The sequence below is a fragment of the Halopiger thermotolerans genome (genome assembly GCF_054654555.1).
On the sequence record NZ_BAAIEU010000004.1, the window covers coordinates 2,437,321 to 2,456,456 of the forward strand.

General features: G+C 62.6%; 15 protein-coding genes. 7 read left to right on the forward strand and 8 right to left on the reverse strand.

Annotated features, from left to right (window positions below; translation table 11 throughout):
- Nucleotides 1-4: 4 nt before the first annotated feature.
- From ACYQ26_RS19845 to ACYQ26_RS19860, 4 genes are all read right to left on the reverse strand, one after another.
- Complete coding sequence (locus tag ACYQ26_RS19845; RefSeq protein WP_459810606.1) at nucleotides 5-6,415, reverse strand: sacsin N-terminal ATP-binding-like domain-containing protein; 6,411 nt, start codon at nucleotides 6,413-6,415, stop codon at nucleotides 5-7.
- Between the two features lie 225 nt (nucleotides 6,416-6,640).
- On the reverse strand, nucleotides 6,641-7,813 hold the full coding sequence (locus ACYQ26_RS19850) for an ISH3 family transposase (protein WP_459806279.1): 1,173 nt from the start codon (nucleotides 7,811-7,813) through the stop codon (nucleotides 6,641-6,643).
- A 52-nt stretch (nucleotides 7,814-7,865) separates the two neighbouring features.
- On the reverse strand, nucleotides 7,866-9,419 hold the full coding sequence (locus tag ACYQ26_RS19855; protein ID WP_459810607.1) for a hypothetical protein: 1,554 nt from the start codon (nucleotides 9,417-9,419) through the stop codon (nucleotides 7,866-7,868).
- Nucleotides 9,420-10,080: 661 nt separating this feature from the next.
- A complete protein-coding gene (locus tag ACYQ26_RS19860; RefSeq protein WP_459810608.1) occupies nucleotides 10,081-11,481 on the reverse strand; it encodes a phosphoglucomutase/phosphomannomutase family protein in 1,401 nt (466 codons plus the stop codon).
- Between the two features lie 157 nt (nucleotides 11,482-11,638).
- Here ACYQ26_RS19860 and ACYQ26_RS19865 point away from each other — a divergent pair, with 157 nt between their 5' ends.
- Complete coding sequence (locus ACYQ26_RS19865) at nucleotides 11,639-12,235, forward strand: NADPH-dependent FMN reductase (protein WP_459810609.1); 597 nt, start codon at nucleotides 11,639-11,641, stop codon at nucleotides 12,233-12,235.
- Nucleotides 12,236-12,260: 25 nt separating this feature from the next.
- Here ACYQ26_RS19865 and ACYQ26_RS19870 read toward each other — a convergent pair whose 3' ends face one another.
- Both ACYQ26_RS19870 and ACYQ26_RS19875 read right to left on the reverse strand, forming a co-directional pair.
- Nucleotides 12,261-12,518 carry a GIY-YIG nuclease family protein gene (locus ACYQ26_RS19870; RefSeq protein ID WP_459810610.1) on the reverse strand — a complete coding sequence of 86 codons (258 nt, stop codon included), beginning with the start codon at nucleotides 12,516-12,518 and terminating at the stop codon, nucleotides 12,261-12,263.
- 90 nt (nucleotides 12,519-12,608) lie between these two features.
- Nucleotides 12,609-12,758 (reverse strand): DUF7563 family protein, encoded by a 150-nt coding sequence (locus ACYQ26_RS19875; protein ID WP_459810611.1) that lies wholly within the window; start codon nucleotides 12,756-12,758, stop codon nucleotides 12,609-12,611.
- Between the two features lie 147 nt (nucleotides 12,759-12,905).
- Here ACYQ26_RS19875 and ACYQ26_RS19880 point away from each other — a divergent pair, with 147 nt between their 5' ends.
- A complete protein-coding gene (locus ACYQ26_RS19880) occupies nucleotides 12,906-13,790 on the forward strand; it encodes an IS1595 family transposase (RefSeq protein ID WP_458262711.1) in 885 nt (294 codons plus the stop codon).
- A gap of 71 nt (nucleotides 13,791-13,861) precedes the next feature.
- Here ACYQ26_RS19880 and larB read toward each other — a convergent pair whose 3' ends face one another.
- Nucleotides 13,862-14,641, reverse strand: a complete 780-nt coding sequence (gene larB, locus ACYQ26_RS19885; RefSeq protein WP_459810612.1) for a nickel pincer cofactor biosynthesis protein LarB — start codon at nucleotides 14,639-14,641, stop codon at nucleotides 13,862-13,864.
- 286 nt (nucleotides 14,642-14,927) lie between these two features.
- Between larB and ACYQ26_RS19890 the strand changes: the two genes are divergently transcribed.
- The 3 genes from ACYQ26_RS19890 to ACYQ26_RS19900 all read left to right on the forward strand — a co-directional run bounded on the left by ACYQ26_RS19890 (nucleotide 14,928) and on the right by ACYQ26_RS19900 (nucleotide 16,170).
- Nucleotides 14,928-15,095: a DUF1931 family protein gene (locus ACYQ26_RS19890; protein WP_004267503.1), complete on the forward strand. Its 168-nt coding sequence runs from the start codon at nucleotides 14,928-14,930 to the stop codon at nucleotides 15,093-15,095.
- Nucleotides 15,096-15,246: 151 nt separating this feature from the next.
- Nucleotides 15,247-15,684, forward strand: a complete 438-nt coding sequence (locus ACYQ26_RS19895; protein ID WP_459810613.1) for a hypothetical protein — start codon at nucleotides 15,247-15,249, stop codon at nucleotides 15,682-15,684.
- A 57-nt stretch (nucleotides 15,685-15,741) separates the two neighbouring features.
- On the forward strand, nucleotides 15,742-16,170 hold the full coding sequence (locus ACYQ26_RS19900; protein WP_459810614.1) for a hypothetical protein: 429 nt from the start codon (nucleotides 15,742-15,744) through the stop codon (nucleotides 16,168-16,170).
- A gap of 5 nt (nucleotides 16,171-16,175) precedes the next feature.
- Here the strand turns inward: ACYQ26_RS19900 and rpiA are convergent, their stop codons facing one another.
- Nucleotides 16,176-16,883, reverse strand: coding sequence for a ribose-5-phosphate isomerase RpiA (gene rpiA, locus ACYQ26_RS19905; protein ID WP_459810615.1), 708 nt, complete (start codon nucleotides 16,881-16,883; stop codon nucleotides 16,176-16,178).
- A gap of 84 nt (nucleotides 16,884-16,967) precedes the next feature.
- Between rpiA and ACYQ26_RS19910 the strand changes: the two genes are divergently transcribed.
- Both ACYQ26_RS19910 and ACYQ26_RS19915 read left to right on the forward strand, forming a co-directional pair.
- The gene (locus tag ACYQ26_RS19910; RefSeq protein WP_459810616.1) at nucleotides 16,968-17,747 is read left to right on the forward strand and encodes an ABC transporter ATP-binding protein; all 780 of its coding nucleotides are present in this window, start codon (nucleotides 16,968-16,970) and stop codon (nucleotides 17,745-17,747) included.
- Nucleotides 17,748-17,750: 3 nt separating this feature from the next.
- Nucleotides 17,751-19,088: an ABC transporter permease gene (locus ACYQ26_RS19915; RefSeq protein ID WP_459810617.1), complete on the forward strand. Its 1,338-nt coding sequence runs from the start codon at nucleotides 17,751-17,753 to the stop codon at nucleotides 19,086-19,088.
- Nucleotides 19,089-19,136: the final 48 nt, after the last annotated feature.

Genomic DNA, 19,136 nt, shown 5'->3' on the forward strand with positions numbered 1-19,136 from the left:
CCCATTAGCCGAACGTGATTCGGAGATAACCTCCACGTATTGTCCGCTCTAGAGTGGTGGCGACGATGGTGTCCACAACATCGTCTGGCACATCCTCAACTGCTGGTAGATCCAGAGTAGGGAGATACGCATAGAGGTCTGTTGGCGTCCAGAACGTGACACCCGGCGCTGGCATGACCGACATTGAATCAAGGGCGTCGATGTCACCGCCTTCGACGCGAACCAATTGGATGCGATACGGGACATCGTTACGGACGAACTCCAGGGCACGGCGGAACTCGTTTACCGTGAAGCGGACGGTGTAGGGCGCGTCGCCAGTTACCGCCTTTACCTCGATCGGAGTTGGTTGTGCGGCTTTATCCCCCGCTGTTCCTGCGACCCGACCTGTGATATCGAGGATATCGTACCCTGGTCCCCGCTCGTCAGCGGCGACGAAGGCGAGACGAGGAGGATCGTCGGATCGAGTCGTCTGACCAGCTTCGATGGAATCGAGAAGGCGTTTGGCGAGTCTCCTTGGGGTCTGCTCTAGGCGGTTGAGGTCGCTGCAACGACCAGGGTTATGCCATGGGCAGGGACTCGACTCGTTGACGATCGGTTGGAGATGCTCTCCCAGTCGCTGTTGCCAGTCGTCGGTTTCCTTGGCCCACGTCTGTAACTGGCTGCAGACAGAAGCGAAGATGACCTCCTCGGCAAACTCTGGCCGGTCGGTGAGTTCGCTGCTCCCACCGCTCCCATATCCGGCGTCTCGGGATTGAATGCGACCGCTCACCCCGGCACTGGCGTTATCATCGAACCGTATCGGTTCGGCTTGGATAGTCTCAAAGGCTCGTTCTCGCACCCTTCGAGTATGCGTCTCTTCGGAGGTCGACATGTCGTGAGTGTCGGGGAACGTCCCGGTCTCAAGATACTGTCTGAGTGATCGACGGAGGGCCTCCTTGCTGTCCCGACTTTCTTCCTCCGACCCAGAATCAGGTGCTCCGTCATTACAGATGACTGTGAGTATAGTTTCGCAGAGGTTGTCCACGGCGGCAGGGCCGAGTGAGAGCCAGCAGTTCTCTTCGCCAGTTTTGTCCTCTGATTCCAGGAGGCGATGTGCGAACGGTGGACTGGTCCAAGACCATTCCGCGGGCTGCTGGCGCGTCTCAACTCGCCATTCTTGGATGTCTTGGAGGTCAGTCCATCGGGTTTCTTCGTCGGCGTTCCACCAGATTCGACACACCTTCTCTAAACGTTGTGCTTGCTCTTTCGGCAGCGAGTGGTGCTCTTGGAAAGTTGGGTGATGGGCGTCCGCCCACGTGACGAACGTTTCCGGAGCAATCGTCTGTGACAGCGTAGTACAGGGGCATTCGTCCGCTAAAGCTGCCCGATCGGAGAGCAGAGTTTGTACCATCTCAACGACAGGCTCCGAAGCCGACTGCGTCGAGTCAATGAACGGCTTCACGGCATTGGTGTCGGGTGTGCCGTCCCGGATGGCCTGCCGGATGTTCGTCCGAACGGTATAGGCATCCGTATCCGCCTCGGCAAGTCGGTCGTCCAGCCGACTCAGCACCTGATCTGTGTCGACTGATACCCCGACCTTATCCAGGAGAGTGGTTGCTGCCTCGATGTCTGATCTGAGGGCGTCAACCGAACCCTGACCGATTGCCCGCCGAACGGCGCTGACGTCGAGATCTGCGGCGAGTACTTCCTCCTCGTCAGCGAGAGCGAGACGAAGGTACGTTGAGCGCGAGCGCTCGAACAGTACCTGGAGCGCCTCGGTGAAGACTGTTGGATTCGGATCGTTCTCATCAACGGACGTTACGTTATAGGCGAGCCCATACCGGGAACTTCCGGCCTGAGCTCCGTTTTCGCCAAGCGGGTAGACGGCAGAACGTTCTCCGAACCTGGAATCCTGCAACGAGAAGCGTTCACGGTAGCGTACAAACACCTCTTCTGGGACGCCTCGGATGTGGTCGATGGCTACCTCCAGATCCTCACGATGATCGGGTTGGAACGTCTCGCTGGTTTCGGCACTCAATGCGGCGAGAATGAGTGGTCGTCGACCGCGTAGTTTTGCGGCGAGGCGCTCGTCCATCTCGGGGTTGGCCGAAGCATCAAGTTGAGCAGCCGATAGCTGTGGCCGATCGCCGGCCTGTGTCCGGAATTTGCAATCGAGAGCTGTTGCGAGGGCTGCCCCTCGGCCGACAGTCGGCGTTTCTACGACCCACGGACCTTCCCAGGAGCCGTCGCGGTCTTCCCACGGGAGTTGCTGGCTGTCGCTGAACCAGTAGCTCTCTCTGTCGCGGATGAGTTCGATCGGTACCGATGCCCATCGATCGCCAGCCTTGACTGGGAAATGGGTGAGGAAGGGGAGTTCACCGAGCGTTGAGTCGTCACGGTCGAGGTAATCGGCGATGGGCGTAATGAGCCGTGAATAGACGGTCTTCCAGCCGTCGGCTATGCCGTCGGTGGCTAACTGGTCGAGCGCCACGGGCTCGTCCATCTCGGACACCAACGGCGCTGCAGCAAGTTCCTCCTGTATTTTTTGGAGACGGAGCGCAGCCTCTGTTGCCGACAATTCTTCAAGCGGTCTGACGCCAAGCTGTCGCCAAATCGAGACATCGACCTCAGTCGACCCCACGTCTACTGTCGGAAGCCAGCTGCCGGTCTGTGACCCCTCGCCGGCGCGCTCAACCGCCCAGAGTATGGAGCCATCGGACCACCAGTCTGGTGTTTGGACGGCGTTATGTTTGCTCCATATTGGCGCCGCGCGGAGCTGCCAGTTAAGCAGTGTTGGGACTGTCTCTGTCCAGCCATGACGCCCGCCGTGGTCGGCACGACATGACCATCCCGTGGTCAGGATAGACTGCTCAAACCTGTCGCCGTAGGTGGCGAGGAGGTCACAGACATACTCTACTCCCAGTCGGGCAAATGGATCGTCCGCGCCCTTAGTAGGCATCCAGGCCCACGCTTCCAGGGCGACGTCGTAACTGTCCAGCCCACCTTCCACGGCTGACGGTTCGCTTCCGAGTTCGCTGTCGGTGTATCGGCCACGGAGATCTTTAACTGAGCAGTGATCGCTGTGGCCCGCCGTCATTTGCGGACCGAACTCTGGTGCGGTGATCAGGTCGAGATACGATCCGCTATCCTCACCACGGCTCCCGACGGCTGTCCTGTCGACGACTTGCTGTAGCGTTGTCCGGAGACTCGAAATTGACTCCGCGTTAATCTCAGCGCGAGCATCACGTACGTTCCACTTGAGCGGGTTCCAGTGGTCGCGCCCCCCCTTTGGCGTCTCCGTCTGTGTTAGGGCTTCTACTTCTGGGAACGCTGAGAGTCCGAGGATGCCGAGGAGCTTTGCCGCCGTGGTAGGGCTGATTCCCTGTTCCGCCAAGAACTGCCACCGGTCATCGTTCGGCGGGCGAACGATTGGGCCAGCCCTCACCGGCTCAACCGAGGTTGTCGGTTGTTCGTTGATGTCTGGAGCTAGTTTCTCCCAGGTGTCAATCCGCTCTTCGGTGTTCCTGAGAGCCTGCCACTTCGGTGGCAGGCGAATATCGGCGATTCGATGAGCTGTTCCATCAGTCTGGTCGAGAAGATCCGCCCCCAGCCGATTCCGCCTTACTGCGAGGCGGTTCAAGAGGTTCCGACGCCGCTCGGAGTTGTGGGTGTGTTTTTGGACGTTGTCGTGATTGAGATACGCTCCTTCCGTCGGAATGAGGCGCTCACGCTCTTGGTTGGCAACCGCTCCCGCGAAAAAGCTCAGGGCGTCGTCGGAGAGCTCCTTACTGGAGGAGTCGGGTTCGCCTGTTCGTCTTTGTTGGCGTTGGGTTGATCCGAGGAGTTCACGGACGTATTGTGGATATGACCGAAGCTGGACGATGCCCCAGTCGTTCCCTGCCTCTGAGAGAATGTTGCTGGACCGGGAGTCATCGGAGATCGCTTCGTCGATGACGAACACGCTGAGGCCGATACTGTCTGGGGGGATGCGTAGCTCCGTCTCGGGGGCGTCATCTCCCCGCCAGAACACCGTCCGCGTGTACGTTTCCGTCACGTTGCCTCCCTCGCCGTGGGACTCGACTGGGACCAGCTGGACACGTTCCTCTTTGGTGGTCTTCGAACGGTAGGAGCATGGAAGGATATGGACGCCAGCCTTTTCGATGTCGAACTCCTCGTTCAGTACCTTCTGAACGTCTTTATCTTTGAACTCGGCATACGCGTCCACGAGCCTCACCGATCCAAGGAAGAGTTGCCGCCCGATCGGTGCCGAGACAACAATTCGTGCGTCCGGAGTTGCGAGGTGTTCTGAGAGCTGGGTCGTCCAAGCCTCTACTAGAGAGTGATGCCGCTCAGCATCGTCGTTTGTTGACGGCGGTGCCTCTTCTAGGAGATAGCGGTATCGCTTCGACCAGTCCACGGTGTCGAGATCGTCGTGGACACTCCACCGAAGGAACGTGAGCAGGCTTGTAAGGGTGGGGAGACGACGGGTTGTCTTTGCCGGATTCCTCGCCTGGGCGGGTTCATTCAGTTTCTCTCTGACCAGGTACAGTGCTGCGAAGGCTCCCACCACTTCGGGATCAGGATGCAGAAGCGCCTCGTTGACTGCCGTCGCCGGTGAGTCGTCATCGCCTATCCCTTCCGTAGGTAGACACGACCTTTTTCCCAGTTGTTCGTAGACGGCCCGTGAGAATAGGTCTAGTAGGCCGACCCCGGTTTCGTCGAGGTGTACCTCGTCGTTGATGATGTCTGCGAGTGTCACGCCATTGGCGCCTGCTGGCGTTGGTGGAAGGAGGTTCCACGGACTGGTCACGCTACCCTGGTTCTTTGTCCCTCCTTCCTGACGAGCGAGTACGGTGGCGACATCGCCGATTAGCGTCGCGCAGTGGTCTAGGATATACGCGTTGTACTGGTCTGAGTCAGAGTAGAGTTTTTCCCGATCTTTGGAAACCTCCACGTTCGCGTGCAGGCAGAAGGGGAACCGTTTCGAGGCACCCGTGATGGGGTAGTATAGATATGGTGGGTAGGCGTGTGACTCTGGTCCGATGCCGTCCAGTGCCTCTCCTTCGAGGACTGCCTGCAGGTTCTGGTTAGCTAGCCAAGCTGGGGATTCGTTATCCGTGGGGACGAGGATTCGCGGTCGTACATCAACCTCCTGCTCGTCGTCTGTTGACCGACGTTGCTCCGTAGTCAGCAAGGTGTCCGGGACAATCGGTTCGTGCCCCTCTACCCAGTGGAACAGTTCGTAGGTCTGTTGAACCTGCTCTTGACTCTGGTCATGGTCTTGCTCCTGCTGGTTGACCGTTACTGTGACAGATGTAGACTCCACCGGACGTTTGGTATCTGTCGCGTACGTTGCTGGCTCTGATCGGTCGATATCCCACCGTTCGTGGGCCGTCCGCTCGGTTCCCTCAAGCTGATCCAGTACGAGTTGGTCGATGTTTCCGAAATGGATGAGAGATTCTGGTGTGACCTCACCTCGTGACTCCCCATAGGCGTTCGCAGCCGCTGAGTACCGCAGCCGGGCCCACAGGTTGTTTGCGATTCGGTCGGGATCTCTGTCGCGCTCCTGTTCGACTCCGAGGGCAGAGCGGAACGCCGTAAGGTCATCGTCCTTGAAGCGCACGATGACTGCTGTTGTGAACTGATCTGGAATTTCTGGTCCGTCAACGATCACTGACGCATCAGTTAACAGCTGTCTTGCCACCTGCTGCAATGATCCGTCCAAAGCTGCTCTGTCGTCTGGTATCTCGAGTGGGAGTGGATAGGAAAAGAAGGGGAGGCTTGTGACATCTTCAGCACGGAGGGAATCTAATGTGATACGGTTTTCCTGATCGGTCGTCGTGACGAGGTTGGTGAGGTCAGACGTGGCGAGTCGCTCTCGAAAGCGGTCGAGTCGATATTTGACTTCGGGATTGTTATCCGTCGCCGTCGAGCGGGAAAGAACAGCCGCTGTCGGGTTTACAGGACCACACTGGAGTCGTGCAAGATTACCGTCGTTGAGGTCTGTCCACACCTCATAGGCATCCCCAATAGTACAGACCGATGTCAAACCTACTCCTTTTTCCCCGATTGCGTCTGTTTCCTTCCCTGAACGACTCACCTTTCGTAAGTCTTCGAGGACCTCTTCGTCGTCGAATTCAAACGGTGCACCCGTGTTTGCGACGAGGACGCCTTCACGTGAGACGGCTACGTACAGCGTTCCCGTCTCGTCAGCCTTTTGGATGGCATCGCGTCCATTCTGTAACAGTTCGACAAGTTCACGGTCTTGATGTGCCCCTGCTGTCCCAGCCTCGCCGCCACCAATACTTGTCTCATTGAAGAGTGCTTTCTTCGGGGTATCGTATCGACTGTTTGGACCGATTGATTCCAGCTTCTCCAAAAGATCAGCGTATCTCTCAGTCAGCTCGTCAGCCCACTCTCTCGACGTGAGTGCCATCTAATGATTCGGTTGTTCTCCTCGATGTCATTATCGGTACTTCCCGAACGTCGCTTCGTGAACTGTGCTGAGTCATGGACGAACGGAGTGAATGCCGGTGTGGTAACTGAGTGAACAGGAAGTAGAATCCACGCATGAGGAGAAGTGAAGTAAGAAGGCTGAGATACGCTGTTCTAGGCGAATGCTGTTGCTCACCCGGAGCTTGCCCAAGGCCGCGGGCTGACCTCAGCCCGCGGCCGGCGCGTATGCTTCTGGCACACCTGTTCCGTTCATCTCGATCTCCCAACTCCGCTCTAGCTCTTCCTCTAATGCATGTCTGATCCAGTCAGAGAACGTCTTGAACGTGAATTCCTCGGGCAGGTCGCGCCCGCCCCGCTGGGGGCGGGCGACGACCGCCCATCGAAGCACAAGCCAGAGGTTCTCCAACAGGAATCCAACCAGGACGAACGCGAAGCGGATGATTGGGTCTTGTGTCGTCGTTACCACTCGTGCTTGGCGAAATACACGGTAGCTCGTTTCGATCGCTGACCGTTTCCGATAGAGCCGTTCGACTTGTTTCGGCGTGCGATCGGCCAGATCGCACGCCACATAGCCTCGCACGACCTCGCCACTTTTCCCGCGATCTCCGGCGTGATATGACACAGCGACCGCGAGCGGGAATTCCAGTTCCCGCTCGCGGCCTTTGTACATCCGATAGGTTGTCATGTACGAGCAGTGCGTATCCAGCTTCTTCCTCATGCGCTTGCCCTTCTTTTGGACGGGAACGACAGTCGCAGCAACCTCCCGTGAGCGGCGCAGAATACGTTCGTTGTAGAAGCCGCGATCAGCCAACAGAAGCTCTATCTCGAAGGGATAGGCCTCGACGCGGTCGAGGACGCGCTCGACCGCGTCGGCCTCTTTCTCATCACTACGGACGTACGTCATCGCCAACGTCACTGGCTTTCCGTTCGAGACGAGATACGCCGTGCAGTACCGGTGGCACGTCGTTGTTCCGTCTTTCGCGTGCATGCGACAGAGTTCACCTTCTTCATCGGCGTACGTTCCGTGGTAGGGGTTATCGACGAAGTCAATGGAGACGATCCTCGACCGATCAGGGTCGAGGATCGTCATCGCTAACTCTCTGAGAAGGCGGTTAGCAACCCGCTCAAGCCACTCCCGGTTGAGCGTATGTAGCCAGTCCATGACAGTATCGTCACAGACAGCGTTGTCGTTGTCCTTGCACGTCTCCCAGATGGACGTCTGATTGACTGCTGCAAGAATGACAACAGCCCAGATATCGCCGGGATCGAGGGGCGAGCCCTCGATCCCTGGCAAGGGGAGCTGGCAGATGACGTCTTCCGCTAAATCTTTCACGTCCGAATCCGAAAGAACACCGTCTGGCTGAGGGATACTGAACACATTCACTCAACCAGACATCTTCCTCATGAGACCAACGCTTTAGCTCCAGCTCTCACACCAGTCGGGAAGTACCGATAGTATCATCCACATCTCCATTAGTAGGCGTCTCTTTCACATATATTTCTATGGTCCGCCCATCTAAGTCAGTGCCTTCGTTCCAACCGGCGATCTGGGAAGATACATCAAAGACATCTCTATCCCCATTCGGTTTGTAATCTGACGCATCTGTCGCCTTCACCTCTCCGATAGTTCCGTCTTTAAAGATCAGATCTAATTCACCATGAGTTCCCTGCGGGCCGAGTTCCCGTTCTAACTCTGCGATATTTTGATCAGAACTACTGGCTACACGAGCCTCAAACGTTGCTCCATCAACGTTGTCTACTGAGTTCGCGTCTGCTAGGCTTTTCGCAATTCTCTCTGCACCAGTTATATCCGAAATTTCATCGATATCATCGATAAACTGTTCTGCTCGAGCCCTAGGGACATCACTGTTACCGGTGAACTTAGCGAGGTTTGCTCGTACATCGTCTAAGTCACTTGCTGTGAGTTCGACATCGTCAACAGTGTTAATATCACTTCCATCAAGTTCGAAGAACCGTTGCGCTGTCTCTGGATCGTCGAACGTCCGAATCAGTTCGATTCCATCTGTGCCTGTATCGGCATCGAATCGATACAGCGGAGAAAGATCGTCTAATTCCGAGACCACTCGAGCGCCGTTTTCGCCACCCTCAGCGACGGTCTGGAATAATACATCGCGTTCAGCGGGATCGGCATCGCTTGTCCGCTGAACGATTCGGCGGAAGTCGTCGTTATCGATGGCATCCTGATCATGCAGCTGTGTCAGTCGAAGCTGCCATGCTCGTTTGAGGTCCGGTCCGGAGCCACCGTCGGGTACAGTCGTTCGGCGAATCGAAAGGAATGTGTCTCGCGTCGACTGATCCATTTCGTCGATGAACTTCGCGCCGTCATCGCCAGTTTGCAAGAGATATCGGCTAAGCTGCCGCTGTTGAGTTTCCGGAAGTGTATCGATATCAGCGTCCATCGCGCGCTGATGCCGCCAGAGCCGATACGCCCCGCCGGCGGTGTCGGCCTGACTCAGCAGCGGTTCGGCCGCATCGCCGTCGACCGCAAGCAGAATCCGCGCGGTCGCACGGCCTTTCGCGGCTTTCTTCGCGTCGCTGACCCGCTCGAGGGCCCTCAGCGCCTTCGTATCGGAGAGTTTCGACCCGACATCTTGGACCTTATCAGAGCTCTTGAGGGCCGTTTTGACGCTGCCGGAACGGCTCTGGTCGAGGACCATCTTCGCGAGGAAGCCCGCGGCGTACCCCTCGTACCAGTTCTCCCTGAAGGTGTCGTACAGGTCCGCCTGCTCTTTCTCCTCGAGCGATCCGTAGGGGTTGTTCACCGCCTGTTTCCGCTCGATGTCCTGTGCCATCGCCTTGACGAGCGTCTCGGCGGCACCGAGTCCCTCCGACCGGGCCAGGTCGAGCAGCGCTCTGATCCCCTCGACGACCGCCTCCGGATCGTCGATGAGCTGCGAGATGTCTTGGAAGGCGACGCCCAGACTCGCGGAGAACCCGGAGACGGCTGCGAACTCACTGGCCACGACGTAATCGGCAGGAGTCCCCGTGTAGAGGCTGCCGGCCGCCTCGCCGTAGAAGTTCGCCCGTTCGACGCCGACCGCGTCGTCTTCGTTGCCGTTCCGGTCGCGCGTTTCGACGTAGATCGTCGTCCCCGCGGTCGTATCGCCGACGGATTCGGCGACGCTCCCGGTCGTTTCAACGGCCTTGGCGCCGAACGAGATGAACGTCGATTTGTAAGTACTGGTGTCGACGTCGGTGTCCGACTCGGCGAGTACCTCGGTGAACTCGAGGTAGTCGTAGACGGTTTCGCCGCCGTCGTAGTTCGCCGTCGTCTCCTCGTTCCCAGCCTTGACTAGCGCGGCACGGTCGACCCCGGCCGGGTCGTGGATCTGGACGGAGACCCAGTACGTGGTATCGAGGCTCGTTTTCGGGATGTGATACCCCGAGTTCTGGACGTCGATCTCCGGCGGCCGAACGTCGTAGAGAGTTGGATCGCCAGCGTTTTCGAGACGAGAACAGACGGGACGGACGGCGGCTACGTCAACGAGGGCGCCGAGTCGGGCCGTCGTCCGGCAACCGGTGATACCACCGTCGTGAATCCGAGCGCGAATCGGTGCGACGCACCGACAAAAACGCCGAGCGGGTAGCGACTCGAGCGCCCACTACCGGATACGATACCGGCGGTTACACCAGCGGCTCGACTAACTCCTCGCCGGCCGCGAGCAGGTCCCGAACGCGGTCCTCGTCGGACGCCTCGGCATAGACCCGCAGCACTGGCTCGGTCCCGCTGGGGCGGATCAGCAGCCACGAGCCGTCGGCCAGTTGCAGTTTGAAGCCATCGGCGGTGTTGACGCTCTCGACGTCAGTGCCGGCGACGGCGTCGGGGATCTCGTCCTCGAGATCGTCCAGCACCCGAGATTTCTCGTCGTCAGGGCAGACGACGCTGATCTTGTCCTGGACGACGGTACCGTGTTCCTCGAGCAGGCGGTCGACCCGGCCGTCTAAGGGTTCGTCGGCGTGCATCGCGGCCGCGAGCAGGGCCATCAGCACCCCGTCTTTCTCGCGGACGTGGCCGCGGATCGTGAACCCGCCCGATTCCTCGCCGCCGACCAGCGCGTCGTGCTCGGCGATCCCCTGCGCGACCCACTTGAAGCCGACCGGCACCTCGTGAACGTCCTCGCCGTGGGCCTCGGCGACGCGGTCGATCAGGAACGTCGTCGAGACCGTGCGGATCGCCGGGCCGGTGTCGTCCTCGAGCAGGTAGTCGTACAGCGCGGCGAAAAAGAGGTTCTCGTCGAGGTAGCCCCGCTCGGGGGTGACGATCGCGATCCGGTCGGCGTCGCCGTCGTTGGCGACGCCCAGTTCGGGACCGGCGTCGTCGTCGGTGACGAGGTCGATCAGCGTTTCGAGATTCTCGGGAGCGGGTTCGGGGGCGCCGCCGCCGAACTCGGGGTCGCGCTCGCAGCGCAGACACTCCAGGGAAGCGCCGGCCCGCTCGAGGAGGGCGTCGGTCGTGCCGCGGCCGCTGCCGTGCATGGCGTCGTAGGCGACGGTGAGATCGGAGAGGTCGACGCGATCGACGCCGGTCACGTCCGCGACCCGCTCGAGGACGGCGTCGGCGTGGGGACCGGCGAGGTCGACCGCCTCGACGGTGCCGTGCTCGCTCTCGGGGAGGGGATCGGGTTCCGCCAGCCGGTCGGCGATGGCGTCGGTCACGTCGGGCAGGGCGGGCGCGCCGTCGGCGGGGATGAACTTCACGCCGTTGTACTCCGGCGGGTTGTGCGAGGCGGTAATCGCCAGCCCGCCAGCGAGGTCCCGCTCGACGATGGCGTGGGCGATAAGCGGCGTCGGCCGGTCGCGCTCCGGCATGATGACGTCGAATCCGTTCGCACACAGCACCCGGGCCAGTTCCTCCGCGAAGCCCCGGGAGGTCTCGCGGGCGTCGTAGCCGACCACGACTGGGGCGTCCCGACCCTCGTCGCGGAGGTACGTCGCCACGGCTTGCCCCACCATCCGAACTCGGGGCGCGGTAAACTCCTCGAGCGTCGCCCGCCAACCGTCGGTACCGAAGCTGATCGGCTCCATATCTTCCCATCACCGGCCCGTTCAAAAAAAGCGACGCCCTCGGATCGAACGCGAACCGTCGTACTCGTGGGCGAACGGGAGCACGGTCGGCAGTTACTAGCGTCCCGAATTACCGACGACCGTCGGACTTTACGGGAGCGGCACGATAGTGAGAGATATGAGTGCCACGCCCTCGGTTCTCGCCGTCAGCGGCAGCCTCCGCGCGGAAAGCTACACGCGAACGGCCCTCCGGTACGTCCTCCGCGCCGCCGACGAGCGCGGCGCCGAAACGACCCTGCTCGACCTGCGGGAGTACGAACTGCCGGTCTACAATCCCGACATCGATGACAGGGAACAGGGCGACGCCCGAGAAGTCAAACGGCTCGTCCGCGAGGCCGACGCCGTCGCGCTCGGCACGCCGGTCTACCACGGCTCGTACTCGGGCGCGCTGAAAAATTTCCACGACTACTGCGGCTGGGACGAGTACGAGGACACGACCGTCGGCCTGCTCGCGACCGCCGGCGGCGGCAGCTATGGCTCGACGCTCGATCACCTCCGGATCACCGTGCGGGGCGTCCACGGCTGGGTGCTCCCCCACCAGGTCGGCATCCGCAACGCCTCGAGTCGCTTCCGCGCCGACCCGGACGCGATCGACGGCCGGGCCTTCCGCGAGGACGACCTGCGGGAGCGCGTCGAGAAACTGGGTCGGATGCTCGTCGAGTACGCCTTCATCGAGCCCGACGTGTCGTCGCCGCGGACGACGACCGACGACTGACGATCGACGATCGTGGGACCGCGGTCTACTCCTGCTCGAGTCCGATCAACTGCTCCTTCTCGGTGCGGCTCAACTGCTTGATCTCGTACTCGCGGGACATCGCCGCGGATCGCGAGTCGAACCGCTCGTGGTACCTGAGTTCGACCGGCGTGCGCCCGCGCGTGTACTTGGCGCCCTCGCCCGCATCGTGCTCGGTGACGCGTCGCTCGAGGTCGGTCGTGTAGCCCGTATAGAGGGTTCCGTCGGCGCACTCGAGGACGTAGACGACGTGCTCGTCGGCCATCGGCCGCGGATAGGAAGACGACGGTGAAAAGCGTCGCGTTCGTAGGAGTCCACCGGTTGCTCGTCCGTCGCGATGCTGGGAGGGGTCCGATTAGGTGCCGCGAGCGCGTTCTCGGGCTGCCTCGGCGATACCCGCGTTCGCCGAACAGCTCACGCACGCGTGAATCTCGCCGTGTTCGTCGGCGAAGACGCGCGCGAAACGCTCGGACACGTGCGCGCCGCAGTGGTTACACTTGGGCATTGGTCACACCGGCCGAAGCCGGCACCTAAGGATACTGCGGGCGCATATAAAAAGACTCGCTCTTCTGTAGGAGATTGTTGATACTGCTGAGCTATCGCTGTGGAGTCGAAGAGGACAAGGACACCGCGTCAGCGGTGTCCGACACGAATGATTCCGCTGGATGTGTTTGGGTCGGAATCGGTCGCAGCGGACCTGCTCCAACAGGTTCGCTGGCGTGACGGCGTTTCTTGTCCTCGCTGCCGTTCTGACCGAACAGTCAGAAACGGCAGCTACGGGCACTTTCAGCGGTATCTCTGTAAGGATTGCGGCCGCACGTTCAACGATAAGACTGGCACAATCTTCGCTCACTCGAAGATCGCACTCCGCAAGTGGCTGTTTTCGATCTACGCGTTTTTGCGGTTTAACACGAGTCTCAGGCAGTTACAGTGCGAAATCGGTGTCACCTACAAAACGATTCACAGGCGTGTCGAGCGCTTCGCCGAAGCGCTCGACGCGCCGTCACTCGATCTCCGTGGCCCGGTTGAAATTGACGAGTTCTACGTCTCTGCCGGCTTGAAAGGCCGCGAGCGCGACCGCTGGTCGCGCTCTCGCGGTCTCTCTCGACGCGGACGCGGAACGTATGATCAAGACAAACCACCCGTGTTCGTCCTCGTGGATCGTGGCACCGAGCAGCGGTACGTTGTGCCGGCGAAATCCGCAGACGAATCGACGATCCGGCTCCTGCTGACTGACCGCCAGCAGGAGCCTCTCACGGTCTATACCGACGGATTTCGTGCGTACGATCCGCTTGATGAAGATGAGCAATTCGACCGCGAATACGTCGTTCACGGAGACGGTGAGTACGCCGACGACACGGTCCACGTGAACACCTGCGAGAGCCACGCGTCGCTGGCGCGACGGTGGCTCTCGCCACATCGAGGCATCTCAAAAGATCGCCTCACACAGTATCTCCGAGCGTTCCAGCTCAGACGAGAACTCTACCGCAAACCCGGACGAGAAGCGCTCAAACACGCCGTCAAAGCAACTCTCTGAAATCAACAATGTGCTACACAAGAGCGAAAAGACTTTGCCAAACGAGTACTGTGATTTTCGAACTAGAAAGATTATTTTTCGTCTTCCCCGCCGTCGGTTCGCGCCGCGTCGATCGCGCGGGCGATCAGCGTCGCCTGTGCGCCGGCGACGAAGCCGGCGTCGACGTTGACGACCGACATGACGGTACAGGACTGGAGCATCCCCGAAAGCGCCGCCTCGCCGTCGCCGCCGTAGCCGTAGCCGCTCGAGACGGGGAGGCCGATCACCGGCGTGTCGACGAGGCCGGCGATGACGGTCGGGAGCGCTCCCTCGCGGCCCGCGGCGACGATCAACACGTCCGCTTCCCGGAGCCGGTCGACCTGATCGAGCGTGCGGTCGAGCGCCGCGACGCCGATGTCGTCGACCCGGTCGACGGTCGCGCCGGCGTCGACGCAGACGGCCTCGGCCTCGTCGGCGACCGGCTGGTCGACGGTCCCCGCCGTCACCAGCCCGACCGTCGCCTCGAGCGACGGACGCTCGTAGTCCGGCGTCCGAATCAGCAGGGACCCGCTCCACCGGTCGAACGTCGCGTCGGGGAACGTCTCCAAGATCGCGTCCTCGAGCGCCTCGAACTGCGCCTCGGAGAGTCGCGTCAGCAGCGCTCGGTCGGTCGTTTCGAGGGCCGTCTCGGCGAGCGCGACGACCTGCGCCGGCGTCTTCCCGTCGGCGAGGATCGCCTCGGGGATGCCCCGTCGCTGTTGGCGGGCGGCGTCGAACCGCCCCGCTTCGCCGGTGACGTACCCCTTGAGTTGGGCTTCGGCCTGTGCTGGCGAGAGGGAGCCGTCGGCGACGGCCTCGAGGAGTTCGCGCATACCGACTCTCGGCGGCGGCCGTACTCGAATCCGTCGACCCGAGACGAACGCGTCGGTCGGCCGCGGTCGCGATCCCCCGTCGGCGAAAGCGCGCGCGAGAGGGGTCGAGCCGCGCGCGAGCCGTATTCTACGGTCCGAACGGGCGGAGCTCGGCTGCCGCGGTTCATCAGTCATATACTTTCCGGTGAATACAGCGGCCGAAACCGACGAATCAACCCCTGAGGGACGGGTATTTCGACTCTCAACCAAAACGTTTATATCATGGAAAGGGAAACGGATACACCGTATGGCAGACCTTATCGTCAAAGCCGCCGTGAAGGAAGCGCTCGATGACAAGAACGTCGCCTCGGACTTCTACGACGCCCTCGACGAGGAAGTCGACGAACTGCTCGAGGACGCCGCCCGTCGCGCGGAGGCTAACGACCGGAAGACGGTCCAGCCCCGCGACCTGTAAGGCGCGAGACGATCGTTCGCATTTTTTGGCAGTCGGTATCTCGTCGCGTAGCAGCCGGTTTCTATCGTCAGGGAGCGGATACGCCTACTCGACACGGAGTCGCCGGTAGTGCGTTTTTGGCACTCGTCGGCGTAGGTCACCCCGGTCACGCATGCTCCGGAAACTGCTGATCGCGTTCGGCATCTTCGAGATCGCCAAGCCCCAGCCGGTCATCGACGCCTGCGAGCGGATCGGTCTCGAGAACCCCGACGGCGCACAGTTGCGGCCGCGAGCGCTGTGGGGCGCCAGGCTCGAGGGGCTGCTGTTCGTCTGGCTGCTCGCCCGCCGGGAATCGGGGTCGCGAATCGCCAGCAACCTGCTCGCGCTCGCCGGCACCGTCCTCGTCGTGCTCCCCCAGCCGATCATCGGCTTCAGTCAGGCCCTCGTCTACGAGAACACCGACGACCTCGAGTTGAAGCCGTGGGTGGAACCGGCGGCGCGACTGCTCGGCGCGCTCTACCTGACCGTCGTCTACCTGTCGACGACGGGCAGCGAAGACGGCGACGAACGGCCGACCGAAACCAAACCGGAAGCGATCGCGATCGACTGACCCGCCGCCGGGTCGCGCTCCCGATCGTCTTTTCACCCGCGGGTGCGAACGATCCGCATGGAACCGAAACGGGCGTTCGCACTCGGGTTCGCACTGCTCGAGATCCTCGCGCCCCGGCGAATCGTCGAACCGGCCGAACGCCTCGCCTTCCGGAATCCGGACGTCGGACGGCTGCGGCCGTCGACGATGCCGATCGCCCGACTCGAGGGTATCCTGTTCGCCTGCCTCCTCGTCCGCGAGCGCAGGCCGTCACAGCCGCTCCGCGCCGGACTGGTCGCGCTCGGCGCCGCGATGGCGCTGGTTCCGCGAACGGCCGTCGAATCGGGGCTCGCACTCTCCTACGAGAACGCCGACGACCTCGAGTTGAAATCGTGGGTGGTTCCGGTAACGCGGCTCCTCGGCGCATGTTATCTGGTCGCCGGGCTGTTCGCCGGACGCGCCGAGACGCCAGCCGACGGGACCGACCGGAACCGCCGCCGAGCGTAAGCCGCTCAGTACTCCCGGACCTCGACGCCGTCCTCGAGCCCGACGTAGGTCGCGTCGGCGAGATCGACGAACAGGCCGTGTTCCACGACGCCGGGAAGCCGCGAGAGCCGCGTCGCCAGCGCGTCGGGGTCGTCGATCCGGCCGAACTCGCAGTCGAGCACGAGGTTGCCGTTGTCCGTGACGACCGGGCCGTCCTTGCGCTCGGCGTCCCGCAGCGTCGGGTCGCCGCCCAGTTCGCGGAGCCGGTCGGCGACCACCGTGCGGGCGTCCGGGAGCACCTCGATCGGGACCGAGCGCTCGAGCGCGTCGGCGAGTTTCGTCGGATCGGCGACGACGACGAACCGTTCGGCCGCCGAATCGACGAGTTTCTCGCGCGCGTGCGCGGCACCGCCGCCCTTGATGAGCGCGCCGTGAGCGGCCGCATCGGCGTCGTCGAGGACCTGATCCGCACCGTCGATCGCCAGATCGACCGTTTCGACCGCGTCGAGGTCGGTCAGCGGAACGCCGACCTCGAGCGCCAGTTGCCGGGACTGGAAGGAGGTGGGGATTCCCTGCACCTCGAGGCCGTCGGCGACGGCCTCGCCGATGGCTTCGATCGCGTAGGCGGTCGTCGAGCCGGTGCCGAGACCGACGACGTCGCCGTCTTCGACTTCCTCGGCCGCGCGTTCGCCGGCGCGCCGTTTCGCTGCGTCGGTGCCGCCTGCCGTCTTCATACTACGTCGGGCGTGCGGCGACGGGAAAAGCGTTGACCTCTCGCGGCGGCGAACCTTTTTTGCAGCGTCCGTGGTCGAACGTCCATGGCGACATCGGGATCGGGAGCGAGTACGGAGTCGGAGACGACGCCGGAAACGGGGAACGCAGTCCGCCTCGAGAACGTCCGCAAGACCTACCACCTGGGCGAACCGGTCCACGCGCTCGACGGCGTCTCCCTCGAGGTGCCGCAGGGGTCCTACACCGCGATCATGGGCCCCAGCGGCTCGGGGAAGTCGACGCTGATGAACCTTGTCGGCTGTCTGGACACGCCGACAGAGGGCACCGTCGTCGTCGACGGCGAGGACGTCGCCGGGCTGAGCGATCGCGAGCGGACCCGACTGCGGGGGAACACGGTCGGGTTCGTCTTCCAGACGTTCAACCTGATGCCGCGGCTGAACGCCCTCGAGAACGTCGCGCTGCCGCAGCTGTTTCGGGGCGTCGACCGGGAAACGCGACGCGACAGGGCGCGGGACCTCCTCGAGCGGGTCGGACTCGGCGACCGGGCGGACCACCTGCCGAACGAACTGTCGGGCGGGCAGCGCCAGCGGGTCGCCCTGGCGCGGGCGCTGGTCAACGATCCGGCGATCGTGCTGGCCGACGAACCGTCCGGCAACCTCGATACCGAGACGGAAGCCGACGTGCTCGATCTCTTCGCGGAGTTCCACGACGCCGGGACGACGATGATCGTCGTCACCCACGAGCGCCACGTCGCCGAGCGCGCCGAGCGGATCGTCCACCTGCTCGACGGGAAGATCGAACGGATCGAACCGCTCGAGGGCGACGAGAGCGACGGATCGCCGGAGTCGGAGCCGGAGCGGCGCTGACGAATGCGCCCGCTCGAGCACCTACGACTCGCGTGGCGCTCGATCCGCGGTCACAAACTGCGCTCCGCGCTGACGACGCTGGGGGTCGTGATCGGCGTCGCCGCCGTCATCGCGTTCGTCACGCTCGGGGCGAGCCTCCAGGCCGGCATCATCGGCGACATCAGCCCGGACGACCGGCGCAACCTCTACGGCTGGGCCGCCGACCCCGACACCGAGGGCGGGCCGCTGGCGGGCGCCCAACCCGTCTTCAGCCCGGACGACCTCGAGGCGCTCGAGGACCGCGAGGCGATCGACGCGGCCTACGGCTACGCCACGATCCAGACGCAGGCGGTCTCGAACGGCGACGAACGGGTCGCACAGGGGGACGGGTTCGTCGCGTCCGGGCCGTCGTATATCCGGGAGGAGCGACTCGCGGAGGGGCGCCGGTTCGAGACGGGCGAGGAGGAAGCGGTGATCAATCCCGCCGCGGCGGGCCAGTTCGAGGACAACGTGAGCGTCGGCGACGAACTGACGGTCACGTTCCTCGGCGGCCGGCAGGCGACCGTCGAGGTGGTCGGGATCACCGACACCTCCGAAGGGCTGAGTCCGTTCGAGGGGTTCGAAGCCGCGCCGCGGATCTACGTGCCGACCGAGCCCTACTACACGGAGCAGGCGGCCGGGCTGGGGATCGGGACCGACGGCGGCGACGGAGAAGGCGGCGACGGGGAGGACGGGGCCGGCAACGACAGCGCCGCGAACGGCACCGGCGACGGCGACGGAAACCAGCCCCGCTACCTCGCCATCATCGTCGAGGCCCACTCCGCCGCCGAAAGCGACGTCGAGGCCGCCCGCGAGAGCGCCGTCGCCTACCTACAGAGCGACGCCGCCGACGCCAGCGAGTTCCTCGGGGACGACCTCGCGGTGACCTTTCAGACGAGCACGGAACTGCTCTCGCAACTCGAGGACGTCCTCGAACTGCTCCGGAACTTCATCGTCGGGATCGCGGCCATCTCGCTCGTGGTCGGCTCGATCGGCATCGCGAACATCATGCTAGTTTCGGTCGCCGAGCGGACCCGCGAGATCGGGATCATGAAGGCCGTCGGCGCGCAGAACCGGGACGTGCTGGGGCTCTTTCTCACCGAGGCGGTCGTGCTCGGCGTCGTCGGGGCGATCCTGGGGACCGCGCTCGGGCTCGCGGCGGGGTATCTCGGCGCGTGGTACGTCGATCTCCCGCTGGTCTACCCCTACGAGTACGTCGCGCTGGCAGTCGCGGTCGGCATCCTCGTCGGCGTCTTCGCGGGGCTGTACCCGGCCTGGCGGGCGGCGCGGACGGACCCGATCGACGCGCTCAGGTACGAATGAGCGCGGCGGCCGCCGAGAGCGGTCCCCGACCTCAGCGGCGGTTCAGAC